The sequence below is a fragment of the Dactylosporangium sp. NPDC049742 genome, assembly GCF_040674675.1.
Classification (GTDB): Bacteria; Actinomycetota; Actinomycetes; order Mycobacteriales; family Micromonosporaceae; genus Dactylosporangium; species Dactylosporangium maewongense.
The window spans coordinates 1-18,939 of record NZ_JBFANF010000117.1; the positions used below are offsets into that span (position 1 = coordinate 1).

The window sequence follows — 18,939 nt, forward strand, 5'->3', positions numbered from 1 at the left end:
CGGCGGCCCGCTCGGGCGCGGGCCGCCGGGGCCGCCCGAACCGCCCGGGCCGCCGCCGGGAGGGGCGCCGCCGCCGGTCGGGGTCGTCGTGGTGTCGACCTTCGCCGCCAGGGAGACCGCGAAGCCGCCGGTGACGTCGCCGGTGACCGTGCCGAGCTGGAGGGCGCCGGCGTCGTCGCCGAAGACGTTGTCGTTCTGCAGGGTCACCTGGGACAGGTTCTGCACCGAGGCGGAGTAGCCGGTGGTGGCGTACACCTTGTCGCAGACGTCCTTCGGCAGGGCGACCTGGGAGGTGGCGATGGCCTTGGACGCGTCGGCGATGCTCGCCTGGTCCGGGTACACCTCGAAGTGGATGTGCGGCCAGCGGCCCGAGTAGCAGGCGGGGAAGACGCTGGTGAACTTCACCTTGCCCTGCGCGTCGGCGATCTGCACGCCGCGCAGGTAGTTCTGGTCGGTGACGCCCTCGGAGTACAGCGAGTACCGGCCCTCCCGGTCGCAGTGCCACACGTACACCGCCACGCCGGCGAACGGCGTGCCCGCACCCTTGGCGAGGTCGACGATGCTGAGCTCCAGCGTCATCGGCACGCCCGCCGCGGTGCCGCTCGCGGTGCCGAAGGACGAGCGGATGTCGCTGCGCACGACGCCGCTCGTGGTGAGCACGTTCGGCCCGTTGGAGCCGTCGCCCGGGTACGGGCCGGCGGTCTCGTCGGGGATCTCACCGGTCGTGGACGCCGCACCCGACGAGCTCGCGCCGGCGCTGGGCGTGCCGCTCCCGCTGCCACCGCCGGAGTCGCAGGCGGCGGTCAGGCCGATCGCGGCGGCGCCGAGGCCGAAGACCCGCAGCAGCTGCCGGCGCCGCACCATCGTGCCGAGGTCGAAGCCCAGCCCCTGGTCGTACAGGTCCTCCTCGGGCCGGGTGTACGCGCGGCCTTCGTATGACGGTGCCTGTTCCACGATCGAAACCTCCCTGACGGTCGTCTGCCCCCACAACCTGACCGTCGAAGCTGGCAGCCACCTGGCAACCAGCTGCGACCGGCCTGTCTACCGTATTGGGCGATTTGCGCATTTTATGTGGTACGGCGAATGCCGTCGCCGCGGCACGGGTCCGACGACTCCCAGGTGGCGACGGCGGTGCGGGGTCAGCGCCAGTGGAGGCGGGCGCTGTGGATGACGTTGGCGTCGGTCCAGGTGACGGGCAGGGTGCGGCCGGTCGGGTCGTACTCGGGGTGCGGCGCGATGGCGTAGCGGACCGCACCGCACTGGTTGCCCGGGCAGGTCGAGGCGACCGTGAACGCCTTCGTCCACGGGCCTTCGAGGTTCGGCGCGGTCATGACCATGATGTCGGTGTAGCCGACGTAGACCTTGCCGTCGCGCGGGTCGTAGGTGACGCCGACGTCGCCCCAGTGCGGCTCGGTGGCGCCGTTCCACATGACGCCGGTGCCGGCCCGGGTGGCGCGGGCGCCGCCCGCGTCGGCGGTCACCGTGGCGACGCCGGCGCCGACGATGCAGTGGCAGCCGGAGCCGCCCCGGTCGTTCTTGAGGAACCACACGAGGCCCTTGCCGGGCGCGTACTCGACCACGTTGGTGCCGCCCATGCCGTACCGGCCGAGACCGCCCTCGGCGTTCTCCTGCTGGGTCAGCGGGATCCACTCCTGCGGCCACCCGGACGCGTTCACGTTCGTGTCGTGGACCCGGACGGGGTTGGTGCGGTCGCCGAGGCCGACGCTGTCCGAGGCGGTGAACGCGTAGTTGCCGCCGCCACCGGCTTCAGCACCGGCTTCGAGGCCGGCGACCCGCAGCCCACCTGGACCAACAGCGTCGACAGCAGCGCCGGCGTCGGCGGGTACTGCTGCGGCCTCACCGGCATGGAGAGCGGCACCCGCAACGAGTCCGCGCACACCGGCACCGCCGCGCTGATGTACTCCGGCGCCGACACCAGCGCCACGACCAGCTACTCCTACAACCGGGTGTTCGACGTCGACATCGCCGTCGGGGCTGCCACCACGCTGTCCTACTGGGTGTTCCCGCAGAGCGGCGGCAACCTCGACGTCGCCGTGGACCTCGTGTTCACCGACGGCACCCGGCTGCGCGACTCGGGCGCCGTGGACCAGCACGGCGTCCGGATCCACCCGCACGACCAGGGCACCGGCTGGGTCCTCAACTTCGACACGTGGAACTACGTGACGTCCGACATCGGCGCGAAGGTCGCCGGCAGGACCATCGACCGGATCCTCGTCGGCTACGACAAGCCCGAGGGGACCGGCACGTTCCGCGGATACTTCGACGACATCACGATCGCGGCCAACACCGCCGGTCGGCTGTCGGACCTCGTCGACACGCGCCGCGGCTCCGACTCCACCGGCGACTACTCGCGGGGCAACACGTTCCCGGGCGCGACCGTCCCGCACGGGTTCAACTTCTGGACGCCGGTGACCAACGGCAACAACGACGGATGGCTGTACGAGTACAAGGCCACGACCGTGCAGGGCTTCGCGATCAGCCACCAGCCGAGCCCGTGGATCGGCGACTACGGCCAGCTGCAGATCATGCCGATGACCGGCGCGCTGAAGACGACACCGGACGCCCGCAAGTCCACGTTCAGCCACGCCAACGAGGTCGCCAAGGCGCACTACTACAAGACGCGCCTCGACACGTACGGCATCACCGCCGAGATCGCGCCGACCGACCACGCCGGCGTCATGCGCTTCACGTTCCCCGCCGCGTCGGACTCGACGATCCTGTTCGACGTCGTCGACAGCGCCGCCGGCTCGTTCGCGGTCGACACCGCGAGCCGGACGATCTCCGGCTACGCCGACCACCGCGGCGCGAAGCTGTACTTCTCCGCGACCGTCGACACCGCGATCGCCGCGTCCGGCACCGGCGGCACCGGCTGGGTCCGCTTCGCCACCGGCGCGAACCAGCAGGTCACCCTGCGCGTCGGCACCAGCTGGATCAGCGTCGCGCAGGCCGCGGCCAACCTGAGCCAGGAGGGCGGCGGCAAGTCCCTGGACACCGTGCGGGACGAGGCGCAGGCCCAGTGGGACGCGACGCTGGGCAAGATCCGTATCGAGGGCGCGTCCGGCGACCAGCTCGTCACGTTCTACTCCAACCTGTACCGGACGTTCATGTACCCGAACAACCGCGCCGAGATGGTCGGCGGCGTGCGGCGGTACCACAGCCCGTACGACAGCCAGCTCCACGACGGGCAGATGTACGTCAACAACGGCTTCTGGGACACCGCCCGCGCCGAGTGGCCGCTGCTGACGCTGCTGGAGCCCACGCGGGCGGGGGAGATGCTCGACGGGTTCGTCAACGTGTACAAGACCGTCGGCTGGACGCCGAGCTGGTCGGGGCCGTGGAACCGGGCCGCGATGCCGGGCACCAACCAGGACCTCGCGATCGCCGACGCGTACATGAAGGGCGTCCGCAACTTCGACGTGAACGCCGCCTACGCCTCGATGGTGAAGAACGCCACCGTGTACTCGCCGATGATCAACGGCCGGGTCGGGCTGGACGTGTCGACGTTCAAGGGCTACCTGCCCTCCGACGTCCGCGGTGACTCGGCGTCGTGGACCCTGGAGAGCGCCACCAACGACTTCGGCATCGCGCAGATGGCGCAGGCGCTCGGCCGCACCGACGACGCGGCCTACTTCCGCAACCGGGCCCTCGACTACACGAACCTGTTCTCGCAGTCGGTTGGCTTCTTCCGCGGCAAGCAGAGCAACGGCGCGTGGCGCACCAGCGACGCCGACTTCAAACCCAACCTGTGGGGCTGCGAGTTCGTCGAGGGCGCGCCGTGGCACTACGCGACGCCGGCGCCGCAGGACCCGCAGGGCATGGCCAACCTGTACGGCGGCCGCGCCCAGCTCTCCGCGAAGCTCGACGCCATGCTCGCCGCGCCCCGCGACTACCTGCCGGGCTGCTACGGCGGCACCATCCACGAGATGCGCGAGATCTACGACGCCAACATGGGCCAGTACGCGCACGCCAACGAGGAGACGCACCACCAGCTCTACATGTACAACTACGCCGGCACCCCGGCGAAGACGCAGAACGCGGTCCGCACCACGCTGCAGCGCTACTACAACTCCGGCGCCGGGACCGGCGGCGGCTACCTCGGCGACGAGGACAACGGGGAGATGTCCGCCTGGTACATCTTCTCCGCGCTCGGCTTCTACCCGGCCCGCATGGGCAGCACCGACTACACGATCGGCGCGCCGCTGCACGCGAAGGCGACGGTCAACCTGGAGAACGGGCGCACGTTCACCGTCAACGCGCCCGGGGTCAGCGACACCAACCGGTACATCCAGAGCGCCACCCTCAACGGCACCACCTGCACGAAGAACTACCTGACCCACGCCGACCTCCTCGCGGGCGGCACGCTGAGCTTCGTGACGGGCCCAACCCGTCCTCCTGGGGCACCGGCGCCAACGACGTCCCGGCGTCCATGACCACCGGGAGCGCCGTGCCGGTGCAGCAGAAGGACAGGGCGACCGGCAGCACCGTCACCGTCACCGGCGAGAACCCGCCGGGGGAGAGCAAGGCCGCCCTCACCGACGACACCTCGATGACCAAGTGGCTCGCCTTCGCCGCCACCGCCACCATCACCTGCCAGCTGTCCGGCGCGACCACGGTCCGCCAGTACACCCTGACCTCCGCCGACGACCTGCCCGGCCGCGACCCCAGGAACTGGGTGCTGCAGGGCTCGAACGACGGGGTCACCTGGACGACGGTGGACGCCCGCAACAACGTCGACTTTGCCGACCGTCGACAGACGCGGGCGTTCACCGTCCCGGCCACCGCGACCTACTCGCGGTTCCGCCTGCAGATCACCGCCAACCACGGCGCCGCGGAGACCCAGCTCGCGGAGCTTCAGCTGCTCGCCTGACCCCTGCCCGACCGCGCCGGCCGTGCCCGTCAGCCGGCCGGCGCGGCGCGCTCGGGACCCACCGATCCGGTCAGCTCTGCTAAACCTGAGTCGACGCCGGCCGATGTGCGGTTGACGCCTTGCCCGCGCAGGGTCGGTGGCCGGAGGCAGGGGGAGCGCGCATGACCGTGGAGACCGGGCCGGCCGGGGGCGGCGGCGGACGGTGGATGGCCGTGGGCACCTCGGTGGCCGCCGACTCGTTCGACGCGGGCCGCGCGGCCACCCTGGCGGCACTGACCGGCGCGGAGCCGAAGCTGCTGCTCGTGTTCGCCGGCATCGGGCACGACCCGCGGCGCCTGGTCGACGGCATCCGGGACGCGGCGCCCGGTGTGCCGATGATCGGGTGCTCGACGCACGGCGAGATCGACGCCGGCGGCCCCCGGGACGGCAGCGTCGTCGTCACCGCGCTCGGCGGTGGGTTCTCGGTGAGCACCACGGCGGTCGCGGAGATCAGCGGCCGGCAGCGGGAGGCCGGCGCCGAGGCCGCCCGGTGCGTCGCGGCCGTCGACGAGCTGCCGCACCGGGTGCTGGTGCTGCTCACCGACGGGCTGGCCCGCGACCAGGAGTCGGTGATCCGCGGGGCGTACGGGCTGCTCGGCGCCGGTGTGCCGCTGTTCGGCGGCGCGGCCGGGGACGGCTGGCGGATGTCGGGGACGTTCCAGCTGCACGGCGACGACGTCCACAGCAACGGCGTGGTCGCGGCCTGCATCGCCTCCGCGGCGCCGATCGCCATCGGCATCGACCACGGCTGGCGGCCGGCGGGCGAGCCGATGGTCGTGACGCAGAGCGGCGACGGCCGGGTGCAGGAGCTGGACGACGCGCCGGCGCTCGACACGTACCTCGACCGGCTCGGCGCACCCGCGGACGTCTACCAGGACGAGACCGCCCTGCGGCACTACGTCCTGAGCCGCCCCCTCGGGGTGCAGCGGCGCAGCGGGATCGAGGTGCGCAACCTCAGCACGGCGGTCGACGTCGACGGACGGACCATCGGCGGCGGCGGTGACCTGTCGCTCGGCGCGCTCACGTTCGCGATGGAGGGCGACGAGGAGTCGGTGGTCACGGCGTCGGCGCGGGCCTGCCGCTCGGCGATCGAGCAGCTGGACGGGCGCACCCCCGTCGGGCTGCTGACCCTGAGCTGCGCCGCGTGCCGGGCGGTGCTGGGCGACGCCGGCGTGGTGAAGGAGGGCGAGCGGATCGCCGAGCAGGCGGGGGACATCCCATTCGCGGGCTTCTACACGTACGGTGAGATCGCACGGACCCGAGGCATCAACGGCTTTCACAACCAGACGATGGTCGTGCTCGCGTTCGGCTGACCCGGAAGCTCCCGACGGAAGGAGTTCGCCGCCGTGGTGGACGGAGCCCTGGCCGCGCAGCAACTGGTCGAGCTGCTCGCGGTCGTCTCCAGCTGCGACGACGAGGAGAGCGCGGTGCACGCCGCCATCGAGTGCGCCGCGGAGACGGTCGAGGCCGAGGTCTGCGCGCTGCTCGTGGCCGACGCCGTCGTCGACGCGGTCGGCCTGCCGCACGGCTCGCCCGACTACGCCCGCCTGGCCGCGGTGCCGCGCGGCCGCGGCGAGGTCGACCTGCCGGGCATCGGCCCCTGCGGCGCCGGCTGGGCGCAGCTCGGCCGACCCGACGAGGGCGTCCTGGTGCTGGCCCGGGTCGAGGACGCGTTCACCGTCGCCGAGCACAACCTGATCAGGGGCATGGCGAAGGTGCTCGGGCTGACCCTGCGGATGCTGCGCACCCTCGAGGCGGAGCGGCGGCGGGAGCGGCAGGTGCGGCACCTGTACGACATCCAGCGCCTCATCTCCCGCCGCGCCCCACTCGCGGAGGTGGCGCGGGCGACGCTGGCCGCCACGGGTGACGTGCTGAGCACCGAGACGGGTGCGGCGGAGCTGTTCCTCGTCGACCCCGACTCCGCCGGCCACGTGCTCGTCACCCGCGACAGCGGCGCGGGTCCCCTGCACTGGCGCCGCCGGACGCTGGCGGACGAGGCGTTCGCCGCCGCGGTCATCGACGTCGACCGGCCGCAGGAACACCTCGACGGCGCCCGGCAGTCGTTCGCCGCGCCGGTCCACGAGCGGGGCCGCACCGTCGGCGCGCTCGTCACCACCGTCGCCGGCCGGCGCCGGCTCGACGCCACCGACCGCGACAACCTGCTGTCCCTCGCCGAGCACATCAGCCTCGCGCTCACCGACGCCCGCGCGGCGCAGGACATGGAGGCCGCCCGCCACGACCCGCTGACCGGGCTCCCCGGCCGCGCGCTCTTCCACGAGCGGCTGCGGCAGTGCCTGGCCGAGCGCCCCGAGCCCGGTTCGGTCGCGCTGCTCTTCGTCGACCTGGACCGGTTCAAGGCGGTGAACGACGGCCTGGGTCACGCCGCCGGCGACCTGCTGCTGGCCGAGCTGTCCCGGCGGCTGCAGGACGCGGTCCGCCGCACCGACCTCGTCGGCCGTCTGGGCGGCGACGAGTTCGCCGTCGTGCTGTGCCCGGCCGGCGAGCGGGACGCGCACGAGGCGGCGCAGCGCCTCATCGAGGAGCTGTCCCACCCGGTCGCGGTGCCCGGCGGCCTGGCCGAGGTCGGTGCGAGCATCGGGATCGCGCTGAACACCTCCACCGACGAGCAGGAGCTGATCGCCCGCGCCGACATGGCGATGTACGAGGCGAAGCGGGCCGGACGGGGCCGGTCGGTGCTGGCGAAGTCCGCCGACGCGGAGGCCCTGCGGGTGCTGCAGGGCCCCGCCCTCGTGCCGTGACCCGCGCCTACCGGGACTGCGCGAGCAGGTGGTCGAGGACCGACGCGGAGAACGTCGCGGACAGCGCCGGCACGTGCCCGCCGTCCTTGATCGTCCACAACGTCACCAGGCTGCCTTGCCGGCAGCCGGCCTGATACGTCGTCACCGTGGTCTCCGCGCCGGGGAGCGTGGCGTCGAGGTCCAGCGGCGCCGTCGCCGCCGCGGCCTGGTCCGTGCAGCCGTCGTACTGCCGCCACCGCTCGACCGAGGCCGCGGCGGACGGGTATGCCTGGCCGCCGTTCGTGCCCCCGTCGAAGCGGATGGTGTCGTCCGCGGTGCCGTGGATCTGCAGGACGCCGACCGGCCGGGACGGCGCGCACCCGGCGGCGTCCCGGTCCACGGCCCCGGCGAGCGAGACGATCGCCGTGACGCTGTCCGCGTGCTCACACGCCATGCGGTAGGCCATGAACCCGCCGTTGGAGTGCCCGACGAGATAGACGCGGCTCGCATCGACGGGATGCGCGGCCTTCACGGCGTCGATCAGCCGTTGCAGGTACCCGGAGTCGTCGGCGCCGGAGCGCTCGAAGTCGCAGCACGCGCTCGTCGCGTTCCAGAACCGCTGGCCCCGGGCGTTCCTGGTCCCGTCCGGCACCGCGAGGAGGAACCCGCGCCGGTCGGCCTCGGCGGTGAACCCGAAGTACCGCTCCGCCTCGCCCCCGTCGGACCGGTACCCGTGCAGCAGCACGACCAGCGGCAGCCTCGTCCCCGCGGCGGACGAGGTGGGCAGGTGCAGCTGGAACGGCCGGCCGTCGAGGGCGACGGTCAGCGTCGCCCCCGGCCCGTCCGCCGGTCGCTCGACCGGCGGCGCCGCGGAACACGCCGCCAGCCACCACACCAACCCGACGATCAGCACCCCGAATCTCGTCATTCCGCCGATCCTGCCCGGCCGGACGAGGTCAGGGGAAGCCCTTATCTCGTCAGCAGCTCGCCGGTCGTGTACTGCGTGTTGCCGACCCATCACGGCGACCCGGCCGGCAACGAGGACCTGCGCGCGGCGATCGCGCACTGGATCGGCATGTCCCGCGGCGTGACGGCCGGCCCGGAGCAGGTCGTCGTGACGTCCGGCGCGGCGCACGCCGTCGACCTGGTGACCCGCGTCCTGGCCGAGCCCGGCGACGTCGTCGCGGTCGAGGAGCCCGGCTACCCGCCGGTGCACGAGCTGCTGCGCTCCCACGGCGCGGACGTGGTGCCGGTGCCCGTGGACGACGACGGCATCGTCGTGGACGCGATCCCGGCGGCGGCGCGGCTCGTCTACGTCACGCCGTCGCACCAGTACCCGCTCGGCGTGGTCATGGCCCGGTCCCGGCGGGCACAGCTGCTGCGGTGGGCCGGCGCCAACAACGCCGCCGTGCTCGAGGACGACTACGACACCGAGTTCCGGCACACCGCCCGGCCGCTGGAGCCCCTGTTCCGCATGGACCGCGACGGCCGCGTGATCTACATCGGCACGTTCAGCAAGACGCTCGGCGCGGCCGTGCGCGCGGGGTTCCTGGTCACCCCGCCGACCCTGGCACCGGCGATCACCGCCGTCCGGCAAGCCGTCGACTGGTGCCCGCCGCCCCTGATCCAGGACGCGCTCACCGCGCTCATCGCCGACGGCCACTTCGGCCGGCACCTGCGGCGCGCCCGGGCCGCGTACAGCCGCCGCAGGGACCGGCTCTGCCGCGAGCTGCGCGCCCGGCTCCCGGCCGGATACCACCCGCTGCCCGCGCAGGCCGGGCTGCACCTCGCCGTCGTCGGCCCCGGCACCCCGCCGGACGCGGCCTTCGACGGCCTGGCGGAGGAGCACGGCATCCTGCTGAGCTCGTTGCGCCGCACGTACCAGCGCGGGCGTCCACGGGACGGCTTCCTCGTCGGCTTCGGTGGCCTGCCGACCGCCGACGTCACCCCGGCGATCACCGGGCTGTGCGCGTGGCTGTCCGGGGAGCGGCCCCGCTGATTCGCCTGCGCCCGCGCGGTCACCCGGGGGACAGTGGAGGGGTGGTCGAAGGGGTCGAGCAGGTGCTGCCCCCGAACTTCTGTGTCACGTTGGTCCGCGGCGCGGGGCCGGACGAGGTCATCGGCATCCTGGGTGGGGCCGACCCGGTCCCGATCGTGTCCGCGCAGACGGCGCTGCTGGCCGAGGACGCCGTGCGGGAGCGGGTCGACGAGCACGGGGTCCCGCACCCCAGCGACCTCATGTACGTCGTCGCGACGCGGCTCGGCGGCTGGACGATGGTCATCGAACCCAACGGGTACCTGTGCACGGACCGCGACGTGGTGCGGGCGCTGTCCGCGGCCGGCGAGCTGGTGTCGTTCTACTACAACGAGAACACCACGCCGAGCTTCACGTGGGCGGCCGGCGGCAGGGAGCTGGTGCGCTTCAACCCGGGGTACCCGGACGAGCTCTACGGCGCCGAGCCCGGGCGGCTCGACGGGCTGCTCACCGAGCTGGGCTTCACGTTCGGCGGCTACGGCGATGACCCCGGCGATGACCCCGGCGATGACCCCGACGACGACGACTTCGACGCGGACTTCCAGGAGCGGACGTTCGCGTTGATGGAGCGGATGACCGGCGTGCGGTGGGACGCCGAGCACCTGCACGCCGCGACCTTCCGCTGCGCCGGCGTCGGCGGGCCGGGCAGCCGGGTCGCGGCCGAGCCCTGGTACGCGGAGGTGCGGGAGGCGCTCGAGGCGTACGTGGCGGACCCGGGCGACTGGACCGGCGAGGACTTCGAGGGGTGGGGCCGGCGCGGGGTCACCGACCGGCGGGTCAGGGCGCTGGGATCGGCCGGGCCGGCGGTCTACGACGAGGACCGTGCCATGGCCATGGCCATCGCATTCGCGCCGGCCGAGCTGATCGGGCGCATCTTCATGTGGGCGTGGGAGCGGCCGTTCCGCGCCGCCGGGCTGGTGGACGAGCCGTGGTTCGGGCGGGTCCGGGACCTCGTCCACCGCGGCGAGCCGGTGCCGGCGCAGGACGTGCAGGTCGTCGAGCAGGCCCTCGACCCCTACCTGGCGACGACCGTGTTCCTGCCGTTCCGCCAGGACCGCGCGCATCGCGCCAACATCGCCCGGGGGCTGGTGGTGCAGTGGGACTCCGTCAATCCGGCGGCGGACCTGTGCTGGCAGTTCGCCAGGACCGGCGCGGCCGACGGCAGGCCGATGCCGCAGCTGTTCGCGGACCTGTGGCGGGACTTCCCCGAGCTGCGCGACGTCGTGATCCCGCCGCCGCAACCGCCGCCGCGGGAGCGGGACGCCGTGCGCCGCAAGCGGGAGGCGCGGGAGCGCGACGCCGAGCGGTGGCGGCTGGAGGACCTGCGCAACACGTGGGGTGGGCGGATCCCCGCCGACCCGCGGCTGCTCGAGCCTGACGTGCAGTCCGCCACGCTCGGCCTGGTCCCGCACGACCGTGACCTCATCGACCGGATCGCCGAGGCCGGGCCCCGGACGCAGCGCGCGATGGCGGCGTGGGCGGCGCGGTACTGCTGCACCCGGTCCGGCATGATCGCCGAGGACTGGGTCGAGGCGGGCGTCACCGCCCTCGAACGCGGCGCGCCGCCACCGCCGTGGTTCACCGACTTCGACGCCGCGTTCGCCCGCTGGCGCGACGTGCCGGTGGAGAGCATCACGCACCGGTTGAGCGTGTCGTTCGGCGACCATGCGCCGCCACCGATCGACCCGGCGGTCTTCGCGCTGCAGGCGGTCGTCATGGCCCGCGACGACGACCCGCTGATCGCGGCCATGGCCACCGTCCGCGACGCGATGCACCTCGGCGACCCGGCGGCGACGAGCGCCGCCTTCCGGGCGGCGTTCGACCTTCCGTAGGGCGTCTACGAGGGCTTGTTGGCGATCGCCGTGCCGTTGTCGAGGCGGTTGTTCGTCCAGACGTTGCCGGGGCGGCTCGGGTCCCAGTCGCCGATCGGCCCGTACAGCGCGCAGCGTGAAGCGGCGCCGGCTTGCCGTCCGGCCGAACGCCCACGTAGACCGCCACGGCAACCCCACCGCGGCGAGCGCACCGAGAGCCACGACCAGCCGCATCCGGGATGGCATCGCCCGATCGTAATGTCCGGCAACCTCCCGCGGTGTCCCGTCAGAAGGGCCGGCGGCCGGTGCTCACCGGTCGGCACCTCCGGTCAGGTCGGCGAACGCGCGCAGGCGGAGCCGCGCGGCCACGTCGGTGGCGAACCAGTGGAAGAAGTCGCCGGCCGGGTCGAGGCCCGCGCGGACCGCGTCGCACCAGTCGGCCCGGTCGAGCACCGTGAGGTACTGCTCCGCGACCCGGTCACGCTGCTCGGCGGTGCACCCGCACCGGTCCGGGGGCTTGCTCGTCAGGTGGTCGACGATGATCGCGGCGTCGACGTACCGGCTCACCGTCGGCGTCTGCCGGGCGAGGTGCCCCGCATGAGCGGCCAGGACGGCAGGTGCCGGTGGGTAGTGATCGAGGGTCAGGCCCATGCCATCGCAGTCGGCCATGACCGCCAGGAGCCGGCCGGTGTGGTCGACCAGGTCGTCGTCGACGTCCGCACCGGTGATCGCCTCGTGCAGGTGGGCCGCGGTGGCGACCTTGCCGGCGAAGTAGCCGTTGAGGAAGTCGCCGTCGCAGGCTCGGCGCAGCAGCCAGGACCGGGAGGAGGTGCCGCCGCCGCGGCACAGTGCCTCGACGACGTAGACCCGGCCCCAGCCCGCGACCCGCTCGGCCAGCCACAGCAGCGCCTCCCCGCCCCGCGGCGTTGCAGCGCCTCGGCGGCCAGCGCCCCGAACTGGTTCGACAGCAGGCCGATGGTCTGGATGAGCGGGATGTCGTCCTCCGTCCAGTCCGTGGCGAGCAGCGCCAGCCCGACCGTCGCGGCGCACCGGTCCGTGCTGTGCCGCACGAGCCACCGGCCGGTCTGCCGCACCCGGTCCCGGTCCGCGCGCAGCGCCGCGGCGGCGATGTGCTCGTTGCGGTGGATCGGCACGTGGACGTCGTGAAACGCGCCGGCGAGCTCGCCCGGCGGTGCACCGGCCCTGGCGAAGTGCCGGTCGAGGATGGTGGCGGCATCGACGCCGTCGAATCGCCGATCCTCGTGGGGCTCGGGTCGCGGCCCGTGCCGGTGGGGTCCGTCGTCCGGATACGGTGCGCCGTCACGGGGCAGGACACCATCCGGATGCTGCCGGTGCAGACGCAGCGCGTGGGCGAAGAGCGGTCCGGGCTCGGTCGTCTCGCTCACCGGCGGACGGAGGACTCGATTCTCGCGATCATGGCGACGATTATGCCACCACACGCGTGATCGTGACGTCCGTCAACCGCCCGCGGTGTCCCGCTTCTCCGTGGGTTGCTGCTGGTTGATCGCGTTGATCGCGGCGTGGAACTGCAGCCAGGTCGGGTCGTGCTCGTCGGCCTCGGTCACGGTGGCGAGGTCCTCGGCGGCCCAGATGCGCCGTCCGTCGCTGCGGAGCAGGGCGGTCCGCAGGTCGGCGTCCGCGGGCAGCAGGTCGGTGGTGGTCCGGTACTCCTCGACCTCTCCGTCGACGACCCCGAGCTCGCGGAGCTCTCCGCGTCCACCCGCCACACGCGCACCGCCGCCCGCGCCGAGTCCGGCCCGGCGACCAGCGGCAACCGGGGATGACACACGAGCCGCTCCACGAAAGACACGCCGAGACGCTAGCGCCCACAGGTTGTGCTGCACTGAACGTGCGGTGACGTCGGTACCGGCGGACGACGGCCTGACGATTCGCGCCGCCGCGAGCGAGCGGCGGCGGGTCAGACGCGGTGGCGGCCGGCGGTGGCGGGGCGGGCGGCCGGGTCGACCGGGATGCTGGCGACGCCGCGGGGGCGGGCGCCGGTGCGGAGCAGGGCGGTGAGGTGCTCGGCGGGGGCGGGCAGGCCGAGGTGGTAGCCCTGCGCGAACCGGACGCCGAGCTGCCGCAGCGCCTCCAGCTGCTCGTCGGCCTCGACGCCCTCGGCGGTGACGTCGATGCCGACGCTGCGGCCCAGGTCGCCGAGGAGCTTGACGACGGCGAAGTCGCTGCGGTTGTCGAGCATGCCCGCGACGAACGACCGGTCGATCTTCACGCCGGTGACGGGCAGGGCGGAGAGGTTGCGCAGGGTCGCGGAGCCGGCGCCCATGTCGTCCAGGACGATGCCGACGCCGGTGTCGCGCAGGTCCCGCAGCCGGCCGGCGGCGTCCTGCAGCTGGGCGAAGTCCGCGGACTCGGGCAGCTCGACCCGCAGCCGGCTGGGCGCGGATCCGTTGCGGCGCAACGAGTCCAGCACGAGCGAGGTGAGCTCGGCGGCGCCGAGCGTGTCGATGGTGAGGTTGACGTTGACGCACCGCGGCGCCCGGTCGCCGAGCACCGCGTCCCACCGCGCGACGTCGGCGCAGGCGCGGTCGAGGACCCAGCGGTCCAGCTGCGGCAGCTGCCGGAGCCGGCGCAGCTCCGGCAGGAACCGGTCCGGCGTCAGCAAGCCCCGTTGCGGGTGCTGCCAGCGCACGAGCGCCTCCACCGACCAGACGCGCCCGTCGTCGATGCCGATGATCGGCTGGTAGAACAGCCGCAGCTCGCCCCGGTCCATCGCGGCGAGCACGTCGCCGTGGCCATCGGTGAGCGCCCCGACGCCGTGGACCGCCTGGACGCGGTCGGCGCCGGCCTGCTTCGCGCGGTCCATCGCGGCGTCGGCCTCCCGCAGCAGCGTCGCACCGTCGGCACCGGGCCCGGCCACCGCGACCCCGACGCTCGCCGTGCTGTGCGCCCCCGCGGGCAGCGCCGGATCGGTCGCGGCGACGGCCCGGCGGAACCGCTCGCCGAGCGTGAGCGCCGCGTGCTCCTGGCGCGCGCCGGCGACGCGGGTCAGCACCGCGAACTCGTCGCCGCCGAGCCGGGCGACGACGCTGCCGGGGTCGGCGGCGGCGGTGAGCCGGTGCGCGATGGAGACGATCAGCCGGTCGCCGACCGCGTGCCCGAGCGTGTCGTTGACGTGCTTCATGCGGTCGAGGTCGAGGTACGCGACGGCGAGGCCGGTCTGGTCGCCGTCGCGGCAGGCGGCGGTCAGCCGGTGCAGGAACCGGGCCCGGTTCGCCAGGCCGCTCAGCGGATCGCGGATCGCCTGGACCGCCATGAGGGCGGCGAGCGTCTCGTACAGCCGGGCCGCGGACACCCGGGCGAGCCCGCCGCCGGGGCGGCGGACCAGCACGTCGTCGTAGCGGCGCACCTGGTCCCGGCGGCTCACCTGCTCGCACACGTCGGCGACGAGCGCGGTCTCCTCGACGATCATCGGGGCGGGGTCGGCGGTCCGCCCGGCCGGGGTCCGCGCCCATAGCGCCCGCCCGTACCCGAACGGGCCCGACATCAGCTGGGCGAAGCGGCCGCGGCTGATGAGTCCGATGCCGCCGTCGAGGTACATGACCGCGACGCTGTGCAGCGACGGGTCCGCGCGGAACATCAGGTCGAGGTCCTCGCATCGCATGGTGGACTCGACGACGCCGACCGGCCGCGCGAGTGGCCCGACCGTGTCGGACGGCATGGCGGCATCCCCGTGATCCACGGCGTCAATCATCAGCGAGCAAACCCGTGGCACCAAGGGCTGTACTCGCCGGTAAGCAGCCTGTCACCTGCTATTCAGCCGGCGCAGCGGCCCGCATGCGGACGGCCACCGACGGCGCTCGGGAGGTGGCCCCGGAAACAACGAAAGGCAAGGAGATGACCCCTTGCCACTCTTAACTTATACCGCACCGGGGGTCTTGCGGCAAGACCCGGGTCCTGGCGCAGAATCGTCGGCCGGAGCAAGGGGGGATTCGGAATGCCCGAGCAGTACGTGCTGGGTCTGGACGAGGTCGACGAGGCGAGCATCGACGCGGTCGGCGGTAAGGGCGCGCATCTGGGCGCGCTGACGAGGATCGACGGCGTGCGCGTGCCGCCCGGGTTCTGCGTCACCACGGCCGCCTTCCAGCGGGTGATGGCGGCGGTGCCGGCGCCGGACCCGGCGGCGCCGAACGCGCGGGTCCGCCAGATGATCGAGGATGCCGCGATCCCGGACGACGTGGCGGCCGCGATCACCACCGCCGTGGGACGGTTCGACGCGAACGTGACGTTCGCCGTCCGGTCCAGCGCGACCGCCGAGGACCTGCCGTCGGCGTCGTTCGCCGGCCAGCAGGACACCTACCTCAACGTGCCCGCCGCCGAGGTGCTGCGGCACGTCAGCCGGTGCTGGGCGTCGCTGTTCACCGACCGCGCCGTGCTGTACCGGCGGCGCAACGGCATCCCGGACGGCGCGGCGCACATGGCGGTGGTGGTCCAGCGGATGGTCCTGCCGGAGGCGTCCGGCGTCATGTTCACCGCCGACCCCGTCACCGGCGACCGGCGGTCCGTCTGCGTCGAGGCGGTCCACGGGCTCGGCGAGGCGCTCGTGTCCGGTCTGGTGAACGCCGACTCGTACACGGTGCGCGGCGCGACGATCGTCGCCAGGACGGTCGGCGTCAAGCGGCTCGCCGTCGACCCCGCGCCGGCGGGCGGCACGTCGGAACGGGCGATCGACCCCGCCGAGCAGGCCCGGCCCGCGCTCGGCGACGCGCAGGTCGTGCGGCTGGCGGAGCTCGGCCGGCGGATCGAGGCGCACTTCGGCCGCCCGCAGGACATCGAGTGGTGCCTGGCCGGCGACGACCTGCACGTCGTGCAGAGCCGGCCGATCACCACGCTGTTCCCGATCCCGGCGACCACCGACGGGGCCAACCACGTGTACCTCTCCGTCGGCCACCAGCAGATGATGACCGACGCGATGAAGCCGCTCGGGCTCTCGTTCTGGCAGATGACGACGCCTGCGCCGATGGCGGAGGCCGGCGGGCGGCTGTTCGTCGACGTGACCGCGCGGGTCGCCGCGCCGGCCGGCCGGGCCGCGTTGCTGGAGATGATCGGCAGGTCCGACCCGCTGACCGGCGACGCGCTGCGGACCGTCCTGGACCGCGACGGGTACATCGCAACGGCGCCGGATGGGGCGGCGGCCCCGCCACTGCTGCCGGCCGGCGCCACGCCGGAGGAGCTCCCGACCGACCCGGCCGTCGTCGTCGACCTGATCGCGCAGCACCAGGCCTCGATCGCCGAACTGCGGGAGGCGATCCGCCCGCTGTCCGGGACGGCGCTGCTCGACTTCGTCCAGGCCGACCTCCAGGAGCTGCGGCGGCTCCTGTTCGACCGGCGCAGCCACCAGGTGTTCATGTCGGCGATGGAGGCCGCCTGGTGGCTCAACGAGCACCTCGAGACGTGGCTGGGGGAGAAGAACGCGTCCGACCCGCTGACCCAGTCCGTGCCGCACAACGTCACGTCGGAGATGGGCCTGGCGCTGCTGGACGTCGCCGACGTGATCCGCCCGCACCCGGACCTGGTGGCCTACCTGGAGCACGCCGAGTTCTCGTTGGAGGACATGGCGAAGCTGCCCGGCGGTCCCGAGGCGCGCGACGCCATCGAGGCGTGGCTCGACACGTACGGGATGCGCTGCGCCGGCGAGATCGACATCACCCGCCCGCGGTGGAGCGAGGAGCCCGCGACCCTCGTGCCCGTGATCCTCGGCAACGTCAGGAACTTCGCGCCGGGCGCCGCCGCCCGGCGCTTCGAGGAGGGCCGGCAGGACGCCCTCGCGAAGGAGCAGGAGCTGCTGGAGCGCCTGCGCGCCCTCCCGGACGGCGCCGCGAAGGCCGGCGAGACCAAGCAGAAGATCGACCGGGTGCGGACGTTCATCGGGTACCGCGAATACCCGAAGTACGGGATGGTCAGCCGCTACTTCATCTACAAGCAGGCGCTGCTGGAGGAGGCCGGCCGCCTCGTCCGCGCCGGAGTGCTCCGCGACCGCGACGACGTCTACCACCTGCGCTTCGACGAACTGCACGAGGTCGTGCGCACCGGCCACGCCGACGCGTCGCTGATCGACCGCCGCAGGGAGGAGTTCCGCTCGTACGCGACGCTCACCCCACCGCGCGTGCTCACCTCGGACGGCGAGGCGATCACCGGCGCGTACCGCCGCGACGACGTCCCGGCGGGTGCGCTGGCGGGACTGCCGGTCTCCGCGGGCGTCGTCGAGGGCCGCGCCCGCGTCGTGCTGGACCTCGCGCACGCCGACCTCGAACCGGGCGACATCCTCGTCACCGCCTACACGGACCCCAGCTGGACCCCGCTGTTCGTGGCGATCGCCGGACTGGTCACCGAGGTCGGCGGCCAGATGACCCACGGCGCCGTCATCGCCCGCGAATACGGCCTCCCGGCGGTCGTCGCCGTCGTCGGCGCCACCACCGCCATCGAGGACGGCCGGCGCATCCGGGTCCACGGCACGGAAGGCTACGTCGAGCTCCTGCCCTGAGGCCGGGTGCCCGATTCGTTCAAGCGCCGGCCCCGCCGGCCGCCGTACCGTCGCTGCCATGACGCAGACGACGGCGGCCGGCTGGGCGGCGCTTGCCCGGGGCGTGGACGAGGTGGCGCTGCCGGGGTCCGCCCGGTTCGAGGCGCTGCGGCGGCCCGCCGACCCACGGTTCCACCACGTACGCCCCCTCGCGGTGGTGCGGTGCGGCACGCCGGCGGCCGTCGCCGCGACGGTCGCGTTCGTCCGCGAGGCGGGCCTGCCCGCCGTCCTGCGCGGCGGCGGGCACGACTTCGCGGGCCGCTCCACCACCACCGGCGTGGTCATCGACCTGGCACCGATGCGCGCCGTGGCGGTGGGCGACGGCACGGTCCGGGTCGGCGCCGGGGCGACCCTCGCCGGCGTGTACGACGCGCTCGACGGGACGGGCCGGACGATCCCGGCCGGCTGCGGCCCGGGCGTCGGCATCGCCGGCCTGACCCTCGGCGGCGGGCTCGGCGTCCTCGGCCGCATGCACGGCCTCACCTGCGACCGGCTGCGCGCCGCGGAGGTGGTCCTCGCCGACGGCCGGGTCGTCACCTGCGACGAGCGCACCCACGCCGACCTGTTCTGGGCGCTGCGCGGCGGGACCGGCCGGTTCGGCGCCGTCACCGCGCTGACGTTCGCCACGGTGCCCGCACCGCCGATGCTCGGCTTCCGGCTGACCTGGCCGCTGCGGCACGCGGCCGCCGTCGTGCGGGCGTGGCAGGCGTGGGCGCCGTCGGCACCCGACGAGCTCGCCGCCAGCCTGCACCTCACCGTGCCCGAGGACCCCGCCCTGCCGCCGGCCGCGTCGGTGGTGGGCACGGCGCAGGGTCTCCGCGACCGCCGTCTGGGCGTGCTTCGCCGCCGTGTAGCCGCCGCCCCCC

At 73.8% G+C, this 18,939-nt stretch carries 15 protein-coding genes; 9 read left to right on the top strand and 6 right to left on the bottom strand.

The features are described 5' to 3' along the window. Together AB0J72_RS57195 and AB0J72_RS57200 are read right to left on the bottom strand one after the other, a co-directional pair. Positions 1 to 954, bottom strand: a 954-nt coding sequence (locus AB0J72_RS57195; RefSeq protein ID WP_363417132.1) for an intradiol ring-cleavage dioxygenase, incomplete at its 3' end; no start/stop codon positions are given. 185 nt (positions 955 to 1,139) lie between these two features. Beyond that, the gene (locus tag AB0J72_RS57200; protein WP_363417135.1) at positions 1,140 to 1,676 is read right to left on the bottom strand and encodes a hypothetical protein; all 537 of its coding nucleotides are present in this window, start codon (positions 1,674 to 1,676) and stop codon (positions 1,140 to 1,142) included. Between the two features lie 9 nt (positions 1,677 to 1,685). Between AB0J72_RS57200 and AB0J72_RS57205 the strand changes: the two genes are divergently transcribed. The 4 genes from AB0J72_RS57205 (at position 1,686) to AB0J72_RS57220 (ending at position 7,686) form a co-directional block, all read left to right on the top strand. Next, a complete protein-coding gene (locus AB0J72_RS57205; RefSeq protein WP_363417138.1) occupies positions 1,686 to 4,451 on the top strand; it encodes a GH92 family glycosyl hydrolase in 2,766 nt (921 codons plus the stop codon). Next, a complete protein-coding gene (locus AB0J72_RS57210) occupies positions 4,448 to 4,888 on the top strand; it encodes a discoidin domain-containing protein (protein ID WP_363417141.1) in 441 nt (146 codons plus the stop codon). Before AB0J72_RS57205 ends, AB0J72_RS57210 begins: the two co-directional genes overlap by 4 nt. 161 nt (positions 4,889 to 5,049) lie before the next feature. After that, positions 5,050 to 6,240, top strand: a complete 1,191-nt coding sequence (locus tag AB0J72_RS57215) for an FIST N-terminal domain-containing protein (protein WP_363417143.1) — start codon at positions 5,050 to 5,052, stop codon at positions 6,238 to 6,240. Between the two features lie 33 nt (positions 6,241 to 6,273). Continuing rightward, positions 6,274 to 7,686, top strand: coding sequence for a diguanylate cyclase (locus AB0J72_RS57220; protein WP_363417146.1), 1,413 nt, complete (start codon positions 6,274 to 6,276; stop codon positions 7,684 to 7,686). Positions 7,687 to 7,693: 7 nt separating this feature from the next. Here AB0J72_RS57220 and AB0J72_RS57225 read toward each other — a convergent pair whose 3' ends face one another. Beyond that, a complete protein-coding gene (locus AB0J72_RS57225; protein ID WP_363417149.1) occupies positions 7,694 to 8,593 on the bottom strand; it encodes an alpha/beta fold hydrolase in 900 nt (299 codons plus the stop codon). Positions 8,594 to 8,668: 75 nt separating this feature from the next. Here AB0J72_RS57225 and AB0J72_RS57230 point away from each other — a divergent pair, with 75 nt between their 5' ends. Both AB0J72_RS57230 and AB0J72_RS57235 read left to right on the top strand, forming a co-directional pair. Next, positions 8,669 to 9,664, top strand: a complete 996-nt coding sequence (locus AB0J72_RS57230) for a PLP-dependent aminotransferase family protein (protein WP_363417152.1) — start codon at positions 8,669 to 8,671, stop codon at positions 9,662 to 9,664. Between the two features lie 41 nt (positions 9,665 to 9,705). Then, on the top strand, positions 9,706 to 11,532 hold the full coding sequence (locus tag AB0J72_RS57235; RefSeq protein WP_363417155.1) for a DUF6461 domain-containing protein: 1,827 nt from the start codon (positions 9,706 to 9,708) through the stop codon (positions 11,530 to 11,532). Between the two features lie 288 nt (positions 11,533 to 11,820). Here the strand turns inward: AB0J72_RS57235 and AB0J72_RS57240 are convergent, their stop codons facing one another. Continuing rightward, a complete protein-coding gene (locus AB0J72_RS57240) occupies positions 11,821 to 12,561 on the bottom strand; it encodes a hypothetical protein (protein WP_363417158.1) in 741 nt (246 codons plus the stop codon). 104 nt (positions 12,562 to 12,665) lie between these two features. On the opposite strand from AB0J72_RS57240, the gene AB0J72_RS57245 reads away from it, so the two are divergent. Beyond that, positions 12,666 to 12,977 (top strand): hypothetical protein, encoded by a 312-nt coding sequence (locus AB0J72_RS57245; protein ID WP_363417161.1) that lies wholly within the window; start codon positions 12,666 to 12,668, stop codon positions 12,975 to 12,977. 12 nt (positions 12,978 to 12,989) lie between these two features. On the opposite strand, the gene AB0J72_RS57250 is transcribed toward AB0J72_RS57245, so the two are convergent. Together AB0J72_RS57250 and AB0J72_RS57255 are read right to left on the bottom strand one after the other, a co-directional pair. Then, a complete protein-coding gene (locus AB0J72_RS57250) occupies positions 12,990 to 13,259 on the bottom strand; it encodes a hypothetical protein (RefSeq protein WP_363417164.1) in 270 nt (89 codons plus the stop codon). Between the two features lie 191 nt (positions 13,260 to 13,450). After that, positions 13,451 to 15,232, bottom strand: coding sequence for an EAL domain-containing protein (locus tag AB0J72_RS57255; RefSeq protein ID WP_363417167.1), 1,782 nt, complete (start codon positions 15,230 to 15,232; stop codon positions 13,451 to 13,453). A 255-nt stretch (positions 15,233 to 15,487) separates the two neighbouring features. On the opposite strand from AB0J72_RS57255, the gene rph reads away from it, so the two are divergent. Both rph and AB0J72_RS57265 read left to right on the top strand, forming a co-directional pair. Further along, on the top strand, positions 15,488 to 18,034 hold the full coding sequence (rph, locus tag AB0J72_RS57260; RefSeq protein ID WP_363417170.1) for a rifamycin-inactivating phosphotransferase: 2,547 nt from the start codon (positions 15,488 to 15,490) through the stop codon (positions 18,032 to 18,034). Positions 18,035 to 18,092: 58 nt separating this feature from the next. Beyond that, positions 18,093 to 18,939, top strand: an 847-nt coding sequence (locus AB0J72_RS57265; RefSeq protein ID WP_363417173.1) for an FAD-binding protein, incomplete at its 3' end; no start/stop codon positions are given.

Bases quoted from the DNA above. Each gene is read 5' to 3' on its own strand.
- AB0J72_RS57210 (WP_363417141.1), top strand. From the start codon at position 4,448: ATGACCACCGGGAGCGCCGTGCCGGTGCAGCAGAAGGACAGGGCGACC.
- AB0J72_RS57215 (WP_363417143.1), top strand. From the start codon at position 5,050: ATGACCGTGGAGACCGGGCCGGCCGGGGGCGGCGGCGGACGGTGGATG.
- AB0J72_RS57225 (WP_363417149.1), bottom strand. From the start codon at position 8,593: ATGACGAGATTCGGGGTGCTGATCGTCGGGTTGGTGTGGTGGCTGGCG.
- rph (WP_363417170.1), top strand. From the start codon at position 15,488: ATGCCCGAGCAGTACGTGCTGGGTCTGGACGAGGTCGACGAGGCGAGC.